This window comes from Streptococcus suis, assembly GCF_046032515.1.
GTDB lineage: Bacteria > Bacillota > Bacilli > Lactobacillales > Streptococcaceae > Streptococcus > Streptococcus suis_AL.
In genome coordinates this window covers 69,306-85,833 of sequence record NZ_JARQPJ010000003.1, presented here as the reverse complement: position 1 = coordinate 85,833, position 16,528 = coordinate 69,306, and the positions used below count along the sequence as shown (strand labels likewise).

The window sequence follows — 16,528 nt, the reverse complement described above, 5'->3', positions numbered from 1 at the left end:
CTAATTAAAATCTTGCTTCCACACGATAGATGACTTGACCCTTGTTTGAGAATTTCTCCTCATACTCTGTCATAACGTTGCCTTCCAAACCATCAGCATGCAAATCTAGCCAAACTTGCTTCAAGACCATACCATATTGAGAAAAACTAGCCAGGCTATACTCAAACAGACCACGATTATCTGTTTTGAAGTGGATTTCTCCCTTCTCAGGTAGGATTTCCTTGTAGGTATCCAAGAATGACTTGTAGGTCAAACGGCGTTTCTCATGACGTTTCTTAGGCCATGGATCTGAAAAATTCAGATAAAGCTGATCTATTTCTGCCGGTGCAAAATAGTTGGTCAAACTCGAACCATCCACCTGCAATAATTTTATATTTGGTAAGCCAGCTTCAAGCACACGGTCCAAGGCATAGCTTAACACGGTCATCTGAATATCAATACCTATATAGTTGATATCTGGATTTTGCGCAGCCATACCAGTGACAAAGCGACCTTTACCAGAACCAACTTCTATGTGGATAGGATTATTGTTTCCAAAAATCTCTGCCCATTTCCCCTTACACTCCTCTGGATTGGAGATAACATACTGGGGATTGTTTGCTAGAAGCTCACTCGCTCCCTTACGATTTCTAACTCTCATACTTCCTTATAGAAACTCTGACGGAATTGCCGTAGAGCATAAATTTCTTTATTTGCAGCCAAAACATTGTAGCTTTCTACATGCTTAGCAATTTGGTTTAGATAGCCAAGCTGGCCATACCAATAAACCTTATTTAATACTGTGCTGTTATATTTGTAGCCATAAGCCCGAAGCCACTCTTCCCAGGACTGACGAGGAATATAATGCGTCAAAATATAGGCAACATCCAACATCCGATCCGTTACACAAGCGGTCTCCCAATCTGTCAAATACACCAAACCAGACGTCGTTTCTACCCAGTTACTATGATGCAAATCTCCGTGAACAAATGTTGCCACCTCTTGACGGAATCTTGGTAGATTATTCAATAAATCTTGACAGATAGATTGCAGATAAGAATTCTGTCCCAATCTAGTTGGCGCCTCTTTTTGCCAACGATAAACCAAATCCTGAGGTTCCATATAGGTATAATTCATCTGCAAAGCCTGATTGAGCAAAATGCGAGAATAGTGCATTCTCACCAGTATTTGACGAATCTGTTTACTAGTCATATCTTGACGCTCCAAGGTACGACCATTCAACCACTCCTGCTCTACACGATGCCCCATTCCTACTTCACGATTTGCTGACAAAACGGGTGGTGTAATTTGCTCACGCGCAAGAGCAGACACTATCGGAGGCATCTCATACTTCACAAAGACTGGCGTTCCGTCTGACCGTAGGCCTTTAAACGCTTTGCCACTATTTCCTGCAATAGACTGTAATTGTAGCCCACTGGTATCAAACTGCATGCCTTTCCTCCTTTAAAAATTCCTTACTATTTTACTAATTTTCGTCTATTTAGTCAATCAATTTTTTTAATTTTAGAGGCAAATATATTTCATGCAAGAAAATCCCCACAAGAAGTAAGACGACTACCATCGTATTCTCTTTAGAAAATAGCAGAGCAAAGCCTAATTCCACCAGTAATAGACTGTATAAAATCACTCTAAGCAAATTCTGAAGACCGATTTTCTTGGAATCTTTCTCCAAAGGATACAGTTGTGTTACATATTGATAATCATAGTGCTTGTAAAGCCCCAACAACTGGAAGACAAGCAAATAATGAAAGACTAAAACTAGGCCGATGGATAACCACGATTCTTCGATGGCAAATAGGGACAAAATCGCCAACAACAGTAGACGTATCGTCAAGCCCAAGTAGTCTCCTGAACGCAAGAAAGCCCGTAAGTAGAGATAAAACCAAGTCTGTCTCGACTTGACAAGACGCAAGATTCCATTGAGATAGCTTCTCGGTTTAACAGTCGTGCTGATGCCTTTAACCGTCGTAAACAAGGCAAAGAAACGTAAAATAGACTGTTTCCTTTTTTGTTCATCTTGAATAGCCTTAGACCAGTCCAATACTCCCTGTGACTGATAAGCCACTAATTGGCGCTTGACAAGAAGACATTTTAAAACCAACAAAGCAAGAAGACCAGCTACAATCATCCACACCGGTAAACCCAGTTTCAAATAGATTGGTAACAAAACAAGCTGAACCACCACCTGTATAGAGGACCAAAACAAGACCGTGCGTCTGGCTGCAACCTCGAGTCCTTGCAGAATGTCTTTTTCCTTGGTCAATAAGAAGATTTGATCAGCTTCTTCTAAATAAGTCGCAATTCTTCCAGACAATAGCACCAGTAGACTGATTGCAATAACCACCAAAACAACCGGCAACGGATTCTCAGGGAATGACAACAATAATTGACGGTATTGCAAACTCAAAAAGCCTAATAAAACCATGAGAACCAAAACAAAATGGTCATTCAGAACATAGCGCAGATACTTGGAACAACGATTTAAAAAATCTAGTCGGCGTTGTTGAAACAATTCTTTCATCCAGCCACTCCTTCTTGCGTCAAGGCCAGATAAATTTCATTCAGACTTGCACCATCCATACCAAATGCGCTTTGTAGCTCCTCCAAATTTCCAGTTGCACGGACCTGTCCCTGATGTAAAATCACAAAAGAGTCGCACATTTTCTCAGCTGAGTCAAGAACGTGAGTGGACATGAGGATTGAAGTGCCCTTAGATTTTTCTTCCTCCAAAAGAGCGATTAAATCAGAGATAGCCACAGGGTCTAATCCCAGAAAAGGCTCATCAACAATCAACAGACTCGGCTCCACCATAAAAGCACAAATAATCATGACCTTCTGCTTCATTCCCTTTGAAAAATTGACAGGAAACCAGTCCAATTTCTCATCCAAGCGAAACAGTTTTAACAAGTGCTCAATACGTCCCCAAGCTTGCTCCCAAGATAAATCATAGGCCATTGCTACCACTTCCAAGTGCTCTTTGAGGGTTAGTTCTTCATACAAACTTGGTGTTTCAGGGATAAACCCAATCTTCTTCCGATAATTTTCAGCCCCTTGTAGCAAAGTTAGGCCGTCAATTGCAATCTGTCCTTGATAAGGTGTCAAAAGACCGATAATTTCCTTAATAGTCGTTGATTTCCCTGCACCATTTAAACCAATTAGACCAACTAATTGACCATCCTCAACGGTAAAAGATACATCTTTCAAAACTGGGATATTGACATATCCTCCAGTTACATTTTTTACTTCTAACATACATTTCTTCCTACAATTTGATATAATTATTATAACAAAAATCCTAGAAAGAGGTTGCCATTATGTCGGATTGTATTTTTTGCAAAATTATCTCTGGAGAAATACCAGCTTCAAAAGTCTACGAAGATGACCAAGTATTAGCCTTTTTAGACATCACTCAGGTCACAAAAGGACACACATTGGTTGTCCCTAAAAAACACTACCGAAACGTGCTTGATATGGATAAAGACGCTGCAGCCACACTCTTTTCTGTTGTGCCAACCATCGCTCGTCAGTTAAAAGAAAAACTTGGAGCTAGTGGTCTAAACATCGTTAATAATAACGAGGAGGCCGCTGGGCAAACCGTCTTTCATACACACATCCATCTCTTACCACGCTTTAACAATCAAGATGGATTGAGCATTCAATTTAAAGCCAACGACCCTGACTTCCCAGCCCTGGCTCAACTGGCACAAGAGCTCTATCTAGGAGAATAATATGAAACTTCGTAATATCATTTTAGCCGCAAGCGCCGCTACCGCCAGCTTCCTTGCAGTCACGCATCGGGATAAAATCGCTAAAGAAGTACAGGAAACCAAACAACTTCTATCAGATATTCAACTGAGCAAGAACAATATTCAGGAACAACTTGCCATTATCCAAAGTTTTCAAGAACCCTTGCAGGAAATGGCTTCTGACTTACAATATAAGACTCGAGTCTATCAGCAAAGTATTGCAGGAAACTTGGAAGAAATCCAACAGATTCTCAAAAAATACCAGAATGAGAATAGCACGAGACTAGGCAAAAAAAACAGCGCCACTTCTTAGAGTTCGTGTCAACGTCTCAGCGCAGTGGTTGATTGGGTTTAACAGTCCAGTGGACTATTCGTACCTGAGCCTGAAAACAAAAAAGCGAAGTACATCAGCTGGTCACCTAGAAATAAGAAAGCATTGAGTTATGCCTGCGGCTCATTGCCTCATACTAAAAGCCCATAAAAATAGAGGTTGTTTCCAACCTCTATTTTTATAGGCTTTTATACTCGCTCGTCAAAGTATAGTCGAATGAATTAGCTTTCAGACAAGGAACTGAGGTGCAGGCTGCTAGAACAGCCTAGAGGCTGTTCTAGGTTGGAGATAAGACTTGCGAAGCTAGTTACTTTCGTAGAGTACGGCAAGCCGAAAGTGACGATGTATCAAAGTTAATTCAAATGACTATAATAAAAGAAAAACTGAATGACTACATTATTGTGACCCATTTTCATCACCGAGTACTGGCTCTGTTGAAAAATCGGTTACCTGCTCTTCTGTTGTCACAGTCGTAGTAGCCGATGGACTCCCTATTTCTGGATCCAAGCTTTCTGCCCATGGACTTGCTTCTAACAGCAAGAGATTTGTATATACATCATAAACGTTTATTGGACTTGGCAATCCCATCTGTCCTTCGTAGACCTTCACGTTTGTGACTAAGTCGGTCTTTTCTTCTAAGCCGATAGATTTTTTCAGAATATTTTGCATTTCCAATAGATGTTCACTGGTTGGTAATTGATAATAGATTTCATCAACCATTTGGTCCACACCGCGCAACTGATAGGAATTCAACTTAGAGACCGAGTCTTTATACCCCAAGAGGCTTGGAATTGTCGCAGGACTAATCTCAATGTTGGTTCGCATATTATTGGAGATGGCGGTCAGAATCTTCTTATACTGGGTCAAACCATCTAACTGAAGGAGTTTTTTTATAATAGCCGTGATAACTTCTCGTTGGCGTCTCTGACGTCCGATATCCCCCTCAGGATCATCATAGCGCATCCGAGCATAAACCAGCGCCTGATCCCCATTTACCAACTGTTTCCCCGGCTGGACAATAGAGGTGTAGGCAGGCTCATGTTCTGAAATGGATATAGGGAAGCCAAGAGTATTGTTTACCTCAATACCTCCAACCGCATCAACAAGCTCAACCAGACCATCCATATTTATTTCGATATAGCGGTCAATGGTAATATCCATCATCTTTTCGATCGTGGCAATGGCCATCGGTGCCTGTCCGTAGCTATAAGAATGATTTAGTTTTTCAACCGTTCCTGAAGACTCCCCATTCGCTTCTGCAATCTCAACCATAATATCACGAGTCAAGCTCATCATATTGGTTTCCTTAGTCTTGGGATTAACAGTTACCAAAATCATCGAATCACTACGGCCACCCTCCCAATCTCCCCCGCGGGTCGCTTGGTCCATATCCACCCCCATCAGTAGGATGGTTAGGGGCTCTATCGCATCAATAGGAGTGATTTCTTTTTCTCCATCTAGCTGCTTATAGGTTTTTGAAATAGTACCTGTAGAAAAATTTAACAAGCTGGCCCCATATATTAAGCCGGCACCTAGTGTTAAACCAACAATAGCCAAAGACATTAAGAATATTTTTTTTCCAAGTGTCATCATTCACCAATTAGCTTGCCCATATAATAGAGATCAAGCCACTCTCCTTCATCTGTTCTTGCTCCTCTTACTTGAGTGCCTTCAATTGTAAAACCCATCTTCTGATAGAGATGGACTGCCGCTTGATTGCGAACCTGAACCGTCAATTCCAATCGTTTCAAGATACCCATTTCTTCTGCCCAATGAATCACTTCATCTAGTAAAATGGTCCCCAAACCATGTCCCCAATACTCTTTCCTAATCGCAATAAAAATATTTCCGATATGGCTAATGCGAAACTGCTTAGAGGACTTAACAGAAATTGCGCCGACGACTTCCGAACCAACCTTAGCCAACAGGCACAATTCACGAGGATTTTCAATTCCTGATTCGAAGATGGTCTCCATTTCATCAACACTAAATCGAAAACCAGTCTCATCCATGACCAGATAATCCGTTTCTCTAGCAACTTGATTCATAAAATCAATAAAAACTGCTGCATCAGCTGGTTCAGCTTCACTAAAATACACTTCTTTTTCAGACATTTTGGAACTCCTTCGCTAAATCGCTACTTTGAGCCCCATGAGATTCGACTGTCAATCGTCGACCATCTCCCTCTTTCTCTATACGAATGAGCAAATAGTCATCAAATAGACTGACATCCAGTAATTCTCCCCACTCGATAACCGTTAGACCTCCTCCATAGAGAAAATCATCCAAATCAATCGAGTCAGGGTCATCTCCAATTCGATAAACATCTAAGTGATAGAGTGGCATGGTCCCCTCATACTCTCGCACAATCGTATAAGTAGGACTCTTAATCATCTGTTCAATTTTTAAACCCTTGGCCAAACCCTTGGTCAGAGTTGTTTTCCCAGCACCCAAATCCCCTGATAATACTAGAACTTGATTTGGCTTACAGGCTTTTCCAATTCTCTCACCAATGGCAATCAATTCATTTTCATTCTGACTATACATGTCTTTAATTATACCATAGGCCCAGTAGTTTGTCATAGGTCTACTGGAAATTGTAGACAAATCAACAAAAAAAATCGCAAGCCAGAGCCTGCGATTTTGTTTATTCTACGCTGAAAAGATATGGGTAGACTGGTTGATTTCCTTGATGGATTTCAACCTCAACATCTTCAAATTGTTCTTCTAGCTGCTCAGCAAGAGTTTGAGCGAGTTCCTCATTACCATCTTCACCGATATAGATCGTTACGATTTCACTATCTTCATCGAGCATTTTCTCAAATGTAGCGACAAGTGTTTCCATCATATCTGGATTAGAAACCACAATCTTGCCATCAACCATACCAAGGTTGTCATTCTCATGGATTTCAAGACCATCGATGGTTGTATCGCGGACTGCAGTTGTCACGCTACCACTTTTCACCTCTGCGAGAGATGCCGTCATCGCTTCAAAGTTGCTTTCCAAATCACGACTTGGATCAAAAGCAAGCAAGCTAGTAAAACCTTGTGGTAGGGTCTTAGTTTCCACAACCTTAACCGCAACTTCTGCAACCTCAGCAGCCGTCTGAGCAGCCATCAAGATATTTTTGTTGTTTGGCAACAAGATGACATTGCGGGCATTGACCAATTCAATAGCATTAACAAAATCTTCTGTTGATGGGTTCATGGTCTGACCACCTGAAATCACATAGTCAACACCTTGTGATTTGAAGATTTCTGTCAAACCTTCCCCAGCAGCTACCGCAATAATAGCATACTCTTTTTGTTCAGCCGGTTTTTGGAAACTTTCTTCTTTCTCAACCTGAGCTTCATGTTGCTCACGCATATTGTCCACTTTTACCTTGACCAAGCTACCGTATTGAAGACCTGCCTGCATGACCAAACCTGGATCTTCTGTATGGACATGGACTTTAACGATTTCATCATCGTTGACCACAAGGAGGGAATCTCCAAGGTCGTTGAGGTAGGTACGGAATTCTTCATAATCAAAGTCCTTGACATAAGTAGGACCCTGGCGAAGAGCTACCATGATTTCTGTACAGTAACCAAAGGTAATATCTTCAGTCGCTACATGACCTGCAACTGACTTGTGGTGCTCAGCATTGATCATTTCAGACATAACAGCAGGTGTCGCCTCAAAATCTTCCGAAGCAATATACTCACCCGTCAAAGCTGACAAGAAGCCTTCATAAATGTAAACAAGACCTTGTCCACCTGAATCGACAACACCTACCTCCTTCAAGACTGGAAGCATCTCTGGCGTTTTCTTAAGAGCACGATTAGCACCATCAAGAGTAGCACGCATGATCTCAACCGCATCATCAGTCTCTTCTGCCTTTTTCAAAGCGGCAGTGGCTGCCCCACGCGAAACAGTAAGAATTGTACCTTCAACTGGCTTCATAACGGCTTTATAAGCCACTTCTACACCATGTTGAAAGGCTTGCGCCAAATCCTTACCGTCCAATTCAACCTTGCCTTTAACAGATTGCCCAAAACCACGGAACAATTGCGACGTAATAACACCTGAGTTTCCACGAGCTCCCATCAACAAGCCCTTAGAAAGAATTTGCGCAACTTCTCCAACAGTAGAAGCAGACTTATCTGCTACTTCTTTAGCACCATTGGTAATAGTCATCCCCATGTTGGTACCAGTATCCCCATCTGGAACTGGGAAAACATTGAGTGAGTTCACATATTCGGCTTGTTTATTCAGACGAGTTGATGCTGCCTGCACCATTTCTTGAAATAAACTAGTTGTAATTTTAGACACAATTATTCTCCTACGACTTTGATATTTTGGATAAAGACATTGACGGCATCTACAGAGATACCTAGTTGATTTTCCAAGTTGAACTTAACGCGTTCTTGGATGTTACGAGATACTTCACTGATTTTTACACCGTAGCTCATCACAGTATAAACATCGACTGCAATGCGACCATCTTCCAAGGTCTTAATCACAACACCTTTAGAATAATTTTCTTTTCTCAAAAGTGCTTGAAAATTATCCTTGATCGCAGACTTACTAGCCATCCCAACAACACCGAAAATCTCAGTCGTAGCACCGCCAACAACTGTGGCAATCACGTCATCAGTCAATTCAATCTGGCCGTCTTTTGTATTGATTTTTACAGTCATAATTCCTTACCTCAAATAGTTTTATCACTCCATTTTACCATATTTTCTAAATTCTGTAAAAAACAAGCTTGTGACAGCTGAAATGTACAGAAAAAGGGAGCGGGAAAGAACTCGACTAGTCTAAAAAAGAGTTCGTTTTCCCACCCCCGCACAGTTGATTAGGTCAGATTTGGAGTGTGAAACACGAACAAATCTGCCAATCAACCACTGCGCTGAGATGTTGACACGAACTCTGAGTAGTGGTCCTGGGCTTGAGCCCAGCCCCTTTTCGCAATTAACCTAAACGCTGCTTAGCATCTGCTGCACGTTGGAAAGCTTGTCCGACATAGTTGATACAGAGCATCATCACAAGGATGAAGATAGCTGCTGGCAACCAAATCCATGTCTTGTTTTCCAAAATATCTGCATTGCGGGCATTGGCAATCAAGGTACCCAAACTTGGTACTGTTGATGGTAGACCGAAACCAAGATAAGTCAGCGAAGTCTCGATACCGATATTTCCCGCAAAGTTCAAGGTCAAGTTAACGATAATCAATGAACTTAAGTTTGGTAAAATTTCACGGAACATAATCATGAAGTCGCTTGTTCCCAATGTTTTTGATGCATTGACATAATCCAAGCTTGCCTCTGACAAAGTCCTTGTACGGAATAGACGAGCCTTGGCCGTCCAATAAAAGGCACTCATGATGAGAATGAAGTGATAGATCGTATAGTTCTTGATAACTGTTACGAACACAATGATCAACATAGTCACCGGCAAAATCATGATGAAATCGACAATACGCATCAAGAATCCGTCCAAACGACCACCGTAATAACCAGAAATCAGACCGATAGAGATACCAACAATACTAGTAATAATCGTAATGGTAAAACCGATAACGATCGAGTTACGAGCACCGATAATCAGCTGACCAAAGATATCTTTACCACCTTCATCTGTCCCCAAGATATAGCCGTTAACACCTGGTTCCAAGTAACGTCCCAAAAGGTTGACTTTCATAACTTGTTCTTGATCCAACAGAAGCGCTCCGATAAAGACTGCCAAGAGAACCGTCACTAAGATAATTAATGAGGTCAATGCAAGTCGATCCTTCATAAACTCCCGCGCGATGACACGGAAGCCACCTGGAGGAGTTGAAGCTGATTGTACTTGTTTTTTATTTTCTTTACTCACCTTACTCCTCCTTCTATTTCACACGGATACGTGGGTCTACAATGCTCATGATAATATCTGAAATCAAGGTTCCCAACAAAGTTCCCATACCAAAGATTAACAAGAGGGCCAAGATGACACTGTAATCACGGCTTGAGATAGAGTTGAAGAACAATTGACCAATACCAGGATAGGTAAAGATATTTTCGATGAAGATCGATCCACCAATCAATCCTGTCAATTCATAGCCCAAGAAAGATGCAATTGGCAAGATAGAATTCCGGAAGATATGACGGTTATAAACAACTCTCTCAGGAACACCTTTGGCACGAGCTGTACGAACATAGTCCTGGCTCTTCGCATCGATAATCCCCGTACGAAGATATTGAATAGTGACTGTTGTTGACAAAATTGCCATTGTAATCGCTGGAAGAATCATATGGTGTAAGCGACTGAGAATAGCTGCAAATCCTTCTACACCACCGTCAATCGACCCACGCGTTGGGAACCAACCCAAACTAAAGCCAAACATCCAAAGCATAAGGATGGCAAAAACGAAAGTTGGAGTTGAAAATGTCAAGAAGTTATACACGCCAATGATTTTATCTGCAAGCGAGTTTTGGTAACGACCTGCAATCATACCTAAAGGAAGGGCAATCAAATAAGTCGACACCATCGTCAATAAAGACAACCAAATAGTGTTGTTTAAACGTTGCATGATGACATCAACAACTGGTTGTTTAAAAATAACACTCTGACCAAAATCTCCTTGCAAAAGATTGCCTACCCAGCGGAAATACTGAACAGGGATTGGGTCATAGTAACCTGCCGCAATCCGTTTTTGTTCAATGATTGCTGGATCAATATTGGGGTCAATCAATCCTGTAAAGGGATCCCCCGGCATCATCTTCGCAACAAAGAATGCAATGACACTCAGAATGATAATCTGAGGAATCATCATGAGCAAACGTCGTAATACTGTTTTCCACATCTTAGTTCTTACCTCCTTCTGGAAGGGCTACTTGATGAGTTGCTGAAAAAGCTTTCAAATCGTACACACGACCGTTTTCATCATAGTACTGACCTTGTTTTTCTTGGTACTCCTTCTCTGCAGCCAAACGTTTTTCCTTATTTTTCAAACGATTTACTGGATCAATTGATGGAATCGCAGACAACAAACGTTTAGTGTAAATATGTTGTGGATTATTATAAATATCGTTCTTATTTCCTGTCTCTACGAAACGTCCGCGATACATGATAAACAATTCATCACACATGTGTTGTACAACACCGAGGTCATGGGAAATAAAGAGATAGCTAAGTTTGAACTCATCTTGGATACGTTTCATATAGTTCAAGACCTGTGCCTGAACAGACAAATCCAAGGCAGAAACCGGCTCATCAGCAATAATCAAACGAGGGTTACTAGCCAAGGCACGAGCAACACCGATACGTTGGCGCTGACCACCTGAGAATTCATGAGGATATTTAATCAGGGCTTCTTCATTTAGACCGATTGTATCCAAGAGATGAAGAACCTTTTTCTTTTCTTCATCTGGAGATAAGCGGTCAAAGTTACGAATTGGTTCTGCAATGATGTCCAAAATACGTTTTTTCGGGTTAAAACTTGAAAGAGAATCTTGGAAAATCATTTGAACATCACGATTAAAGTTTCCTTTTTTACCACGTGATTTGTTGGTTACATTTTGTCCTTCATAGATAATCTGACCAGAAGTGGCACGCTCTAAACCGATAATTGCCTTACCAATGGTCGATTTCCCAGAACCTGACTCACCTACCAAACCATAGGTTTTTCCTTCTTCAAACTCAATATTAACGCCATCGACAGCATAGACATGATCCGTCACACGGTTAAAGAAGCCACTACGAATTGGATAATGGACTTTTAAATCTTTTACTTCAATAAATCCCACTATTAGGCCTCCCCTTCAAAATAGAATGTCTCATGGCAGGTACAACGAACAAAGTGATTTGGACCTACCTCGTGCATGCTCGGATTCTCTTCATGAGCCTCTGCTCCAATCCACGGAATACGTGGAGCAAAACGGCAACCCTTACGAACCATTTTTGTAATCGGCGGCACAATACCTTCAATAACATGAAGATTGCCTCCTTCGCTACCTGATTGAGGATTTGACTTCAAGAGCGAACGTGTATATGGATGTTTTGGATTGGTAAAGAGTTCTTCTACTGGCGCTACTTCGACAAACTGACCACCGTACATGACAGCCACACGATCAGCAGTCTCTGCAACTACTCCCAAGTCATGGGTAATCAAAATAATACCCGAACCTGTCTCCGCTTGAATATCATTTAAGAGATCCAAGATTTGTGCTTGAATTGTAACATCCAAGGCTGTTGTCGGTTCGTCCGCAATAATAATTGGGGGTTTACAAGACAAGGCCATCGCAATAATGATACGCTGACGCATACCACCTGAAAGCTCATGTGGATACTGTTTAAATGTCCGCTTAGGATTTGGAATACCTACCTGAGCCAAGAGTTCCAAAACTCGCTCTGTACGAGCATTGGCATCCAAATCAGTGTGATAGAACAGCGCCTCATCAATCTGTGCACCAATCGTCATCAATGGATTCAGAGAAGCCAAGGGATCTTGGAAAATCATACCAATATCATTACCACGTACCGTATTGTACTTAGCTTCATCCATACCAATCAATTCCATATCATTGTACTGGATGCTTCCTGTGATTTTGGTATTCAAAGGGTTATGCAAGCCCATAATGGTCGTTGCCAAAGTTGATTTACCACAACCAGATTCCCCTACAATTGCCAAAATTTCATTTTTTTGCAATGAGATGTCAACACCGTCAACAGCGTCAAAATAATCATCTCCAATACGGAAACCGACGTGTAAATCTTTAATGTCTAAAAGCGGTTTTTCGGTAGCCACGCTTTTTCCTCCTTTATGTGCCAGCTAATCAAGCTCAATCAATTCAATATCCTTATGATTATCAAGTTCATATAATGTTTGATTAACTGACTTTATATAACTACTCTAGAATAACATATTTCTATCAATTATCGTTTGATAGCGGTTACCCAGAAGTAAAAAAAGTACTATATCCAATCATAAATCAAGACCATCCCTATTACTGACTCAATTAGAAATTGAGTAGGTTAATGTGATCCATCTTGAGTTTTTGTTAGTAGTGACTCATTTTTTGTGTACTGAGTCTACTATACCATAATTATCAGAAAATTCCAATAGCAATCTGAAAAAAGCCAAGCAAGTTGGCTTTTTCAGATTCTATTATCTTCTTTATAAAACTATTCTGCCGCTACACCTTTATCAGCTGTAAGTTCGATATTTTCAAAAGCGATACCTTTTTCTGAAGCTGAACCATAGTTAGAATCATAGTTTTTCACACGTTTGTTAAGTGCTGTGATTGACTCAGATTCAAATGTTGGAATAGCAAATGCTTGCTCGTGAGCATATTTTTGCCAAGCCTTATAGTTCTCAACATTTTTCTTATCGTCAAATGATTCTGTTGAGCTGATTGCATTCAACAACTTAGTATTTTCATCAGACACGAAACGTGACATGTTGAAGGCTGCGATTGGACCCCAAAGTCCTGTTGGGTTTGGATCGTAACCTGTTGACCATCCACCAGCATACATATCAATAGCAGCATCATTAGCCTGAACTGAGTTATAGAACGACTTACCTTCAACTGTACGTCCTGTGTAAAGTTCGACATTCAAGCCAACTTCTTTCCACCAAGCAATGTATTGTTGTACGAGCGCTTCGTTAGCTTCCGTACGTTTACGAGCAGCAAAGGTAATCTTGAATTCCTTACCGTCTTTGCCTTCACGGATACCATCGCCATCTACGTCTTTGTAGCCAGCTTCTTCCAAGAGTTTTTTCGCTTTTTCAGGATCGTATGAATAGCCTTCCAACTCTGAATCATGAATATCGCCGAAGAATGAGATAATCAATGAGTTTGCAGGGTGGTAAAGACCATTGTACAATGACTCACCAGCTGTCTTAGTATCAATCGCATAGGCAATTGCTTGACGAAGTTTCACATCATTCATCTTAGCATTTTCATCCATGACGTTTTTCTTAGCAGACTCGTCATATTTACCAAAATTAAATGAAATGTATTCATAAGCTGAGTCCAAAGAACCAACGATATTCAAGTTAGAAGCATCCTTGTATGAATCCAACTGGTCAACAGGCATATCTGCGATGTCATAGTTACCAGCTTTCATTTCAGAAACAATAGTATCTGGAGATACGATGTCAATCTTCAATGAGCTTGTTTTTGGCGTTGTACCTTTGAAGAAGTATTCGTTTGGTACATAAGTGATAGACTCACCGTTTACGATTTCCTTGATTTTCCAAGGTCCCATACCAACAAGTTTAGCTGTACGTGAGTACTCGCTCTTTTCCCAATCTGCAACAGGGATGTCTTTATAGATATGTTCTGGTTGGATATAGGCAGGTACATCACCACCGGCATACATCATAGAAGGTGACATTTCTTTTACAGTCAATTCTACTGTGTAGTCATCAATTTTCTTAAGACCTGAGATATCTGAAGCTGTTCCAGCAACAAATTCATCCATACCCACAATGTTCAAGAATTTATCGTCAAAACGAACACCTGTATAGTCTTTGCTTGCCATTGACTTGATAGTAAAGATGTAGTCATTGATTGTAAATGGCTCACCATCTGACCACTTGTAATCTTTACCTGTCAAACTAACAGTGATTTTCTTACCTTTTACATCAAATTCAGCTTTAGCAAGACCAGAATCATCTAACTTACGATCTCCATCGTAACCAAACATTGAAATATCAACCATTCCACCAAATGTTGAGTCAGTTGTGTTTTCAGTCAACTCGTCAATCAAGAGACCTGATGAAGTTGTAGCTGAAACAAATGCATATTTCAATTGAGCATCTGCGACTGCTGTTCCATCTTGTTTTACTTCAGATGGGAATGACAATTCCTGTTTTGCTGCACCTGATTGTTTTGAACCACAAGCAGCAAGAACTGCTGTCGACAGCAGAGAAATTCCTGCTAAAGCAAAGAGTTTTGTTGTCTTTTTCATAAAACACCTCTGTTTTTCTTTTTCTTTGACACATAATCATATGTCGTTATAGAATTTATTATATCATAAATTTTTCTTAAATAAAGTCTTTTTGTCAGAAAATTTTGTAAAAACATAAATTTTCAGCATTTTCTTATTTTTTACATATTTTTTCCAAATTTTTCTCACATTTCTTGTGATATAATAGAATAAAATAACAGCCAAAGGAATGATTATGCGTAAATTTTTACTAACACTCACTACCGTTATTGCTCTTTTTTTCACTTCCACACCTATTTTGGCAGAAGATTTTTCTGTTGCAGCTAAGCATGCTATCGCAGTTGAAGTAAGTAGCGGCAAAATCTTGTATGAGCAAGATGCCGAAACCAAAGCAAGCATTGCTTCTATCAGTAAGACATTGAGCCTTTACCTGGTCTACGAAGCACTGGCAAAGGGTGAGATCACTTTAGATACTATGGTAGATATTTCTGATTATCCCTATAGTCTCACTTCTAATACAGAATTAAGCAACGTCAACCTTGATGAACGGTCCTATTCGGTAAGAGACCTATTAAACGCTTCTTTAATAACATCATCCAATAGTGCTATTATTGCTCTGGCAGAAAAAATAGCCGGTAGCGAAGCTGCATTCGTGGATCGAATGAAAGCAAAAGTCCAAGAATGGGGAATTACCGACGCAAAGATTGTCAATGTATCCGGACTAGACAATACCGACTTAGGTGAAAATATTTATCCAGGCTCCAGTCCTGAAGATGTAAATATGTTTTCAGCCCTAGATGTTGCTATCATTGCAAGACGATTAATACTCGACTATCCTCAGGTACTCGACATTACCTCACTAAACGCCTACGATTTTGGTGGCTACACTTACTATAGCACCAACCAAATGCTAAGCGATGGTACTCACGCTCGTGGAGGGGTTGACGGCTTAAAAACAGGGACCTCAAACTCAGCAGGTTCAAGTTTTCTTGCAACAACTCAACAAGCTGGTATGCGTATTATCACAGTAGTATTGAATGCCACTGATGGGCTGACCTCTCCAGAAAATCGATTTGTCGCGACAAATGATTTAATGAACTATGTTTATTCTAACTTTTCGCTTGTTACGCTAGTAAAAAAAGGTGAAGCTTTTGAAGATAGTAAAATAAATGTTTTCAATGGCGAAAAAGAAACAAGTCCTGTTGTTGCAGCAGCAGATTTAACTGTTGTTCAACGAAATCAAACTGATAATGTCCCCACTGCAACTTTCACAACGGATATAAAAGAAATTGATGCTCCCCTCAAAGCAGGGACCCTGGTTGGCAAACTGCAACTGAAAGATCAAGATCTCATTGGAAAAGGTTATATTTCCGAGCAAGCTAGTGTCGATATGATTATCCCTAGCGATATGAAAGAAGCATCCTGGCCATTCTCTTGGTGGAATCAATTTGTCCGCTATGTCAATGAAAAATTATAAAAAAATAGTATGTCGAACGATTTTCGACATACTATTTTTTATAGCAGAGTGACATC

At 40.5% G+C, this 16,528-nt stretch carries 17 protein-coding genes; 3 read left to right on the top strand and 14 right to left on the bottom strand.

Annotated elements, in window-relative coordinates:
* Positions 1–4: 4 nt before the first annotated feature.
* From trmB to P7J49_RS02500, 4 genes are read right to left on the bottom strand one after another with little or no spacing between them, the layout of a single operon-like run.
* Positions 5–640 carry a tRNA (guanosine(46)-N7)-methyltransferase TrmB gene (trmB, locus tag P7J49_RS02515; protein ID WP_002942362.1) on the bottom strand — a complete coding sequence of 212 codons (636 nt, stop codon included), beginning with the start codon at positions 638–640 and terminating at the stop codon, positions 5–7.
* Positions 637–1,431, bottom strand: a complete 795-nt coding sequence (gene ccrZ / locus P7J49_RS02510; protein ID WP_002942360.1) for a cell cycle regulator CcrZ — start codon at positions 1,429–1,431, stop codon at positions 637–639. Before ccrZ ends, trmB begins: the two co-directional genes overlap by 4 nt.
* Before the next feature lie 49 nt (positions 1,432–1,480).
* Complete coding sequence (locus P7J49_RS02505; protein WP_408569202.1) at positions 1,481–2,521, bottom strand: ABC transporter permease; 1,041 nt, start codon at positions 2,519–2,521, stop codon at positions 1,481–1,483.
* Positions 2,518–3,252, bottom strand: a complete 735-nt coding sequence (locus tag P7J49_RS02500) for an ABC transporter ATP-binding protein (RefSeq protein WP_024409526.1) — start codon at positions 3,250–3,252, stop codon at positions 2,518–2,520. Before P7J49_RS02500 ends, P7J49_RS02505 begins: the two co-directional genes overlap by 4 nt.
* Before the next feature lie 62 nt (positions 3,253–3,314).
* Here P7J49_RS02500 and P7J49_RS02495 point away from each other — a divergent pair, with 62 nt between their 5' ends.
* Positions 3,315–3,728, top strand: a complete 414-nt coding sequence (locus P7J49_RS02495; protein ID WP_408569200.1) for an HIT family protein — start codon at positions 3,315–3,317, stop codon at positions 3,726–3,728.
* Position 3,729: 1 nt separating this feature from the next.
* On the top strand, positions 3,730–4,059 hold the full coding sequence (locus P7J49_RS02490) for a hypothetical protein (protein WP_044691639.1): 330 nt from the start codon (positions 3,730–3,732) through the stop codon (positions 4,057–4,059).
* A 414-nt stretch (positions 4,060–4,473) separates the two neighbouring features.
* Here the strand turns inward: P7J49_RS02490 and P7J49_RS02485 are convergent, their stop codons facing one another.
* The 10 genes from P7J49_RS02485 to P7J49_RS02440 form a co-directional block, all read right to left on the bottom strand.
* Positions 4,474–5,667, bottom strand: a complete 1,194-nt coding sequence (locus tag P7J49_RS02485) for an LCP family protein (RefSeq protein WP_408569198.1) — start codon at positions 5,665–5,667, stop codon at positions 4,474–4,476.
* On the bottom strand, positions 5,667–6,191 hold the full coding sequence (locus tag P7J49_RS02480; protein ID WP_099778472.1) for a GNAT family N-acetyltransferase: 525 nt from the start codon (positions 6,189–6,191) through the stop codon (positions 5,667–5,669). Before P7J49_RS02480 ends, P7J49_RS02485 begins: the two co-directional genes overlap by 1 nt.
* Positions 6,184–6,624, bottom strand: coding sequence for a tRNA (adenosine(37)-N6)-threonylcarbamoyltransferase complex ATPase subunit type 1 TsaE (tsaE, locus tag P7J49_RS02475; protein WP_024376437.1), 441 nt, complete (start codon positions 6,622–6,624; stop codon positions 6,184–6,186). The genes P7J49_RS02480 and tsaE overlap by 8 nt, the downstream gene beginning before the upstream one ends.
* A 100-nt stretch (positions 6,625–6,724) precedes the next feature.
* On the bottom strand, positions 6,725–8,389 hold the full coding sequence (locus P7J49_RS02470; RefSeq protein WP_408569197.1) for a DAK2 domain-containing protein: 1,665 nt from the start codon (positions 8,387–8,389) through the stop codon (positions 6,725–6,727).
* A 2-nt stretch (positions 8,390–8,391) separates the two neighbouring features.
* Positions 8,392–8,757 carry an Asp23/Gls24 family envelope stress response protein gene (locus P7J49_RS02465; RefSeq protein ID WP_002939192.1) on the bottom strand — a complete coding sequence of 122 codons (366 nt, stop codon included), beginning with the start codon at positions 8,755–8,757 and terminating at the stop codon, positions 8,392–8,394.
* A gap of 274 nt (positions 8,758–9,031) precedes the next feature.
* On the bottom strand, positions 9,032–9,934 hold the full coding sequence (locus P7J49_RS02460) for an ABC transporter permease (RefSeq protein WP_408569195.1): 903 nt from the start codon (positions 9,932–9,934) through the stop codon (positions 9,032–9,034).
* A gap of 13 nt (positions 9,935–9,947) precedes the next feature.
* Positions 9,948–10,904, bottom strand: a complete 957-nt coding sequence (gene opp4B / locus P7J49_RS02455; RefSeq protein ID WP_408569193.1) for an oligopeptide ABC transporter permease — start codon at positions 10,902–10,904, stop codon at positions 9,948–9,950.
* A 1-nt stretch (position 10,905) separates the two neighbouring features.
* On the bottom strand, positions 10,906–11,847 hold the full coding sequence (locus P7J49_RS02450) for an ATP-binding cassette domain-containing protein (RefSeq protein ID WP_029750608.1): 942 nt from the start codon (positions 11,845–11,847) through the stop codon (positions 10,906–10,908).
* A gap of 2 nt (positions 11,848–11,849) precedes the next feature.
* On the bottom strand, positions 11,850–12,848 hold the full coding sequence (locus tag P7J49_RS02445; protein WP_024379505.1) for an ABC transporter ATP-binding protein: 999 nt from the start codon (positions 12,846–12,848) through the stop codon (positions 11,850–11,852).
* A gap of 377 nt (positions 12,849–13,225) precedes the next feature.
* Complete coding sequence (locus P7J49_RS02440; protein WP_024376440.1) at positions 13,226–15,016, bottom strand: oligopeptide ABC transporter substrate-binding protein; 1,791 nt, start codon at positions 15,014–15,016, stop codon at positions 13,226–13,228.
* Between the two features lie 214 nt (positions 15,017–15,230).
* On the opposite strand from P7J49_RS02440, the gene pbp3 reads away from it, so the two are divergent.
* Positions 15,231–16,472 (top strand): D-alanyl-D-alanine carboxypeptidase PBP3, encoded by a 1,242-nt coding sequence (gene pbp3 / locus P7J49_RS02435; RefSeq protein WP_332424643.1) that lies wholly within the window; start codon positions 15,231–15,233, stop codon positions 16,470–16,472.
* Positions 16,473–16,528: the final 56 nt, after the last annotated feature.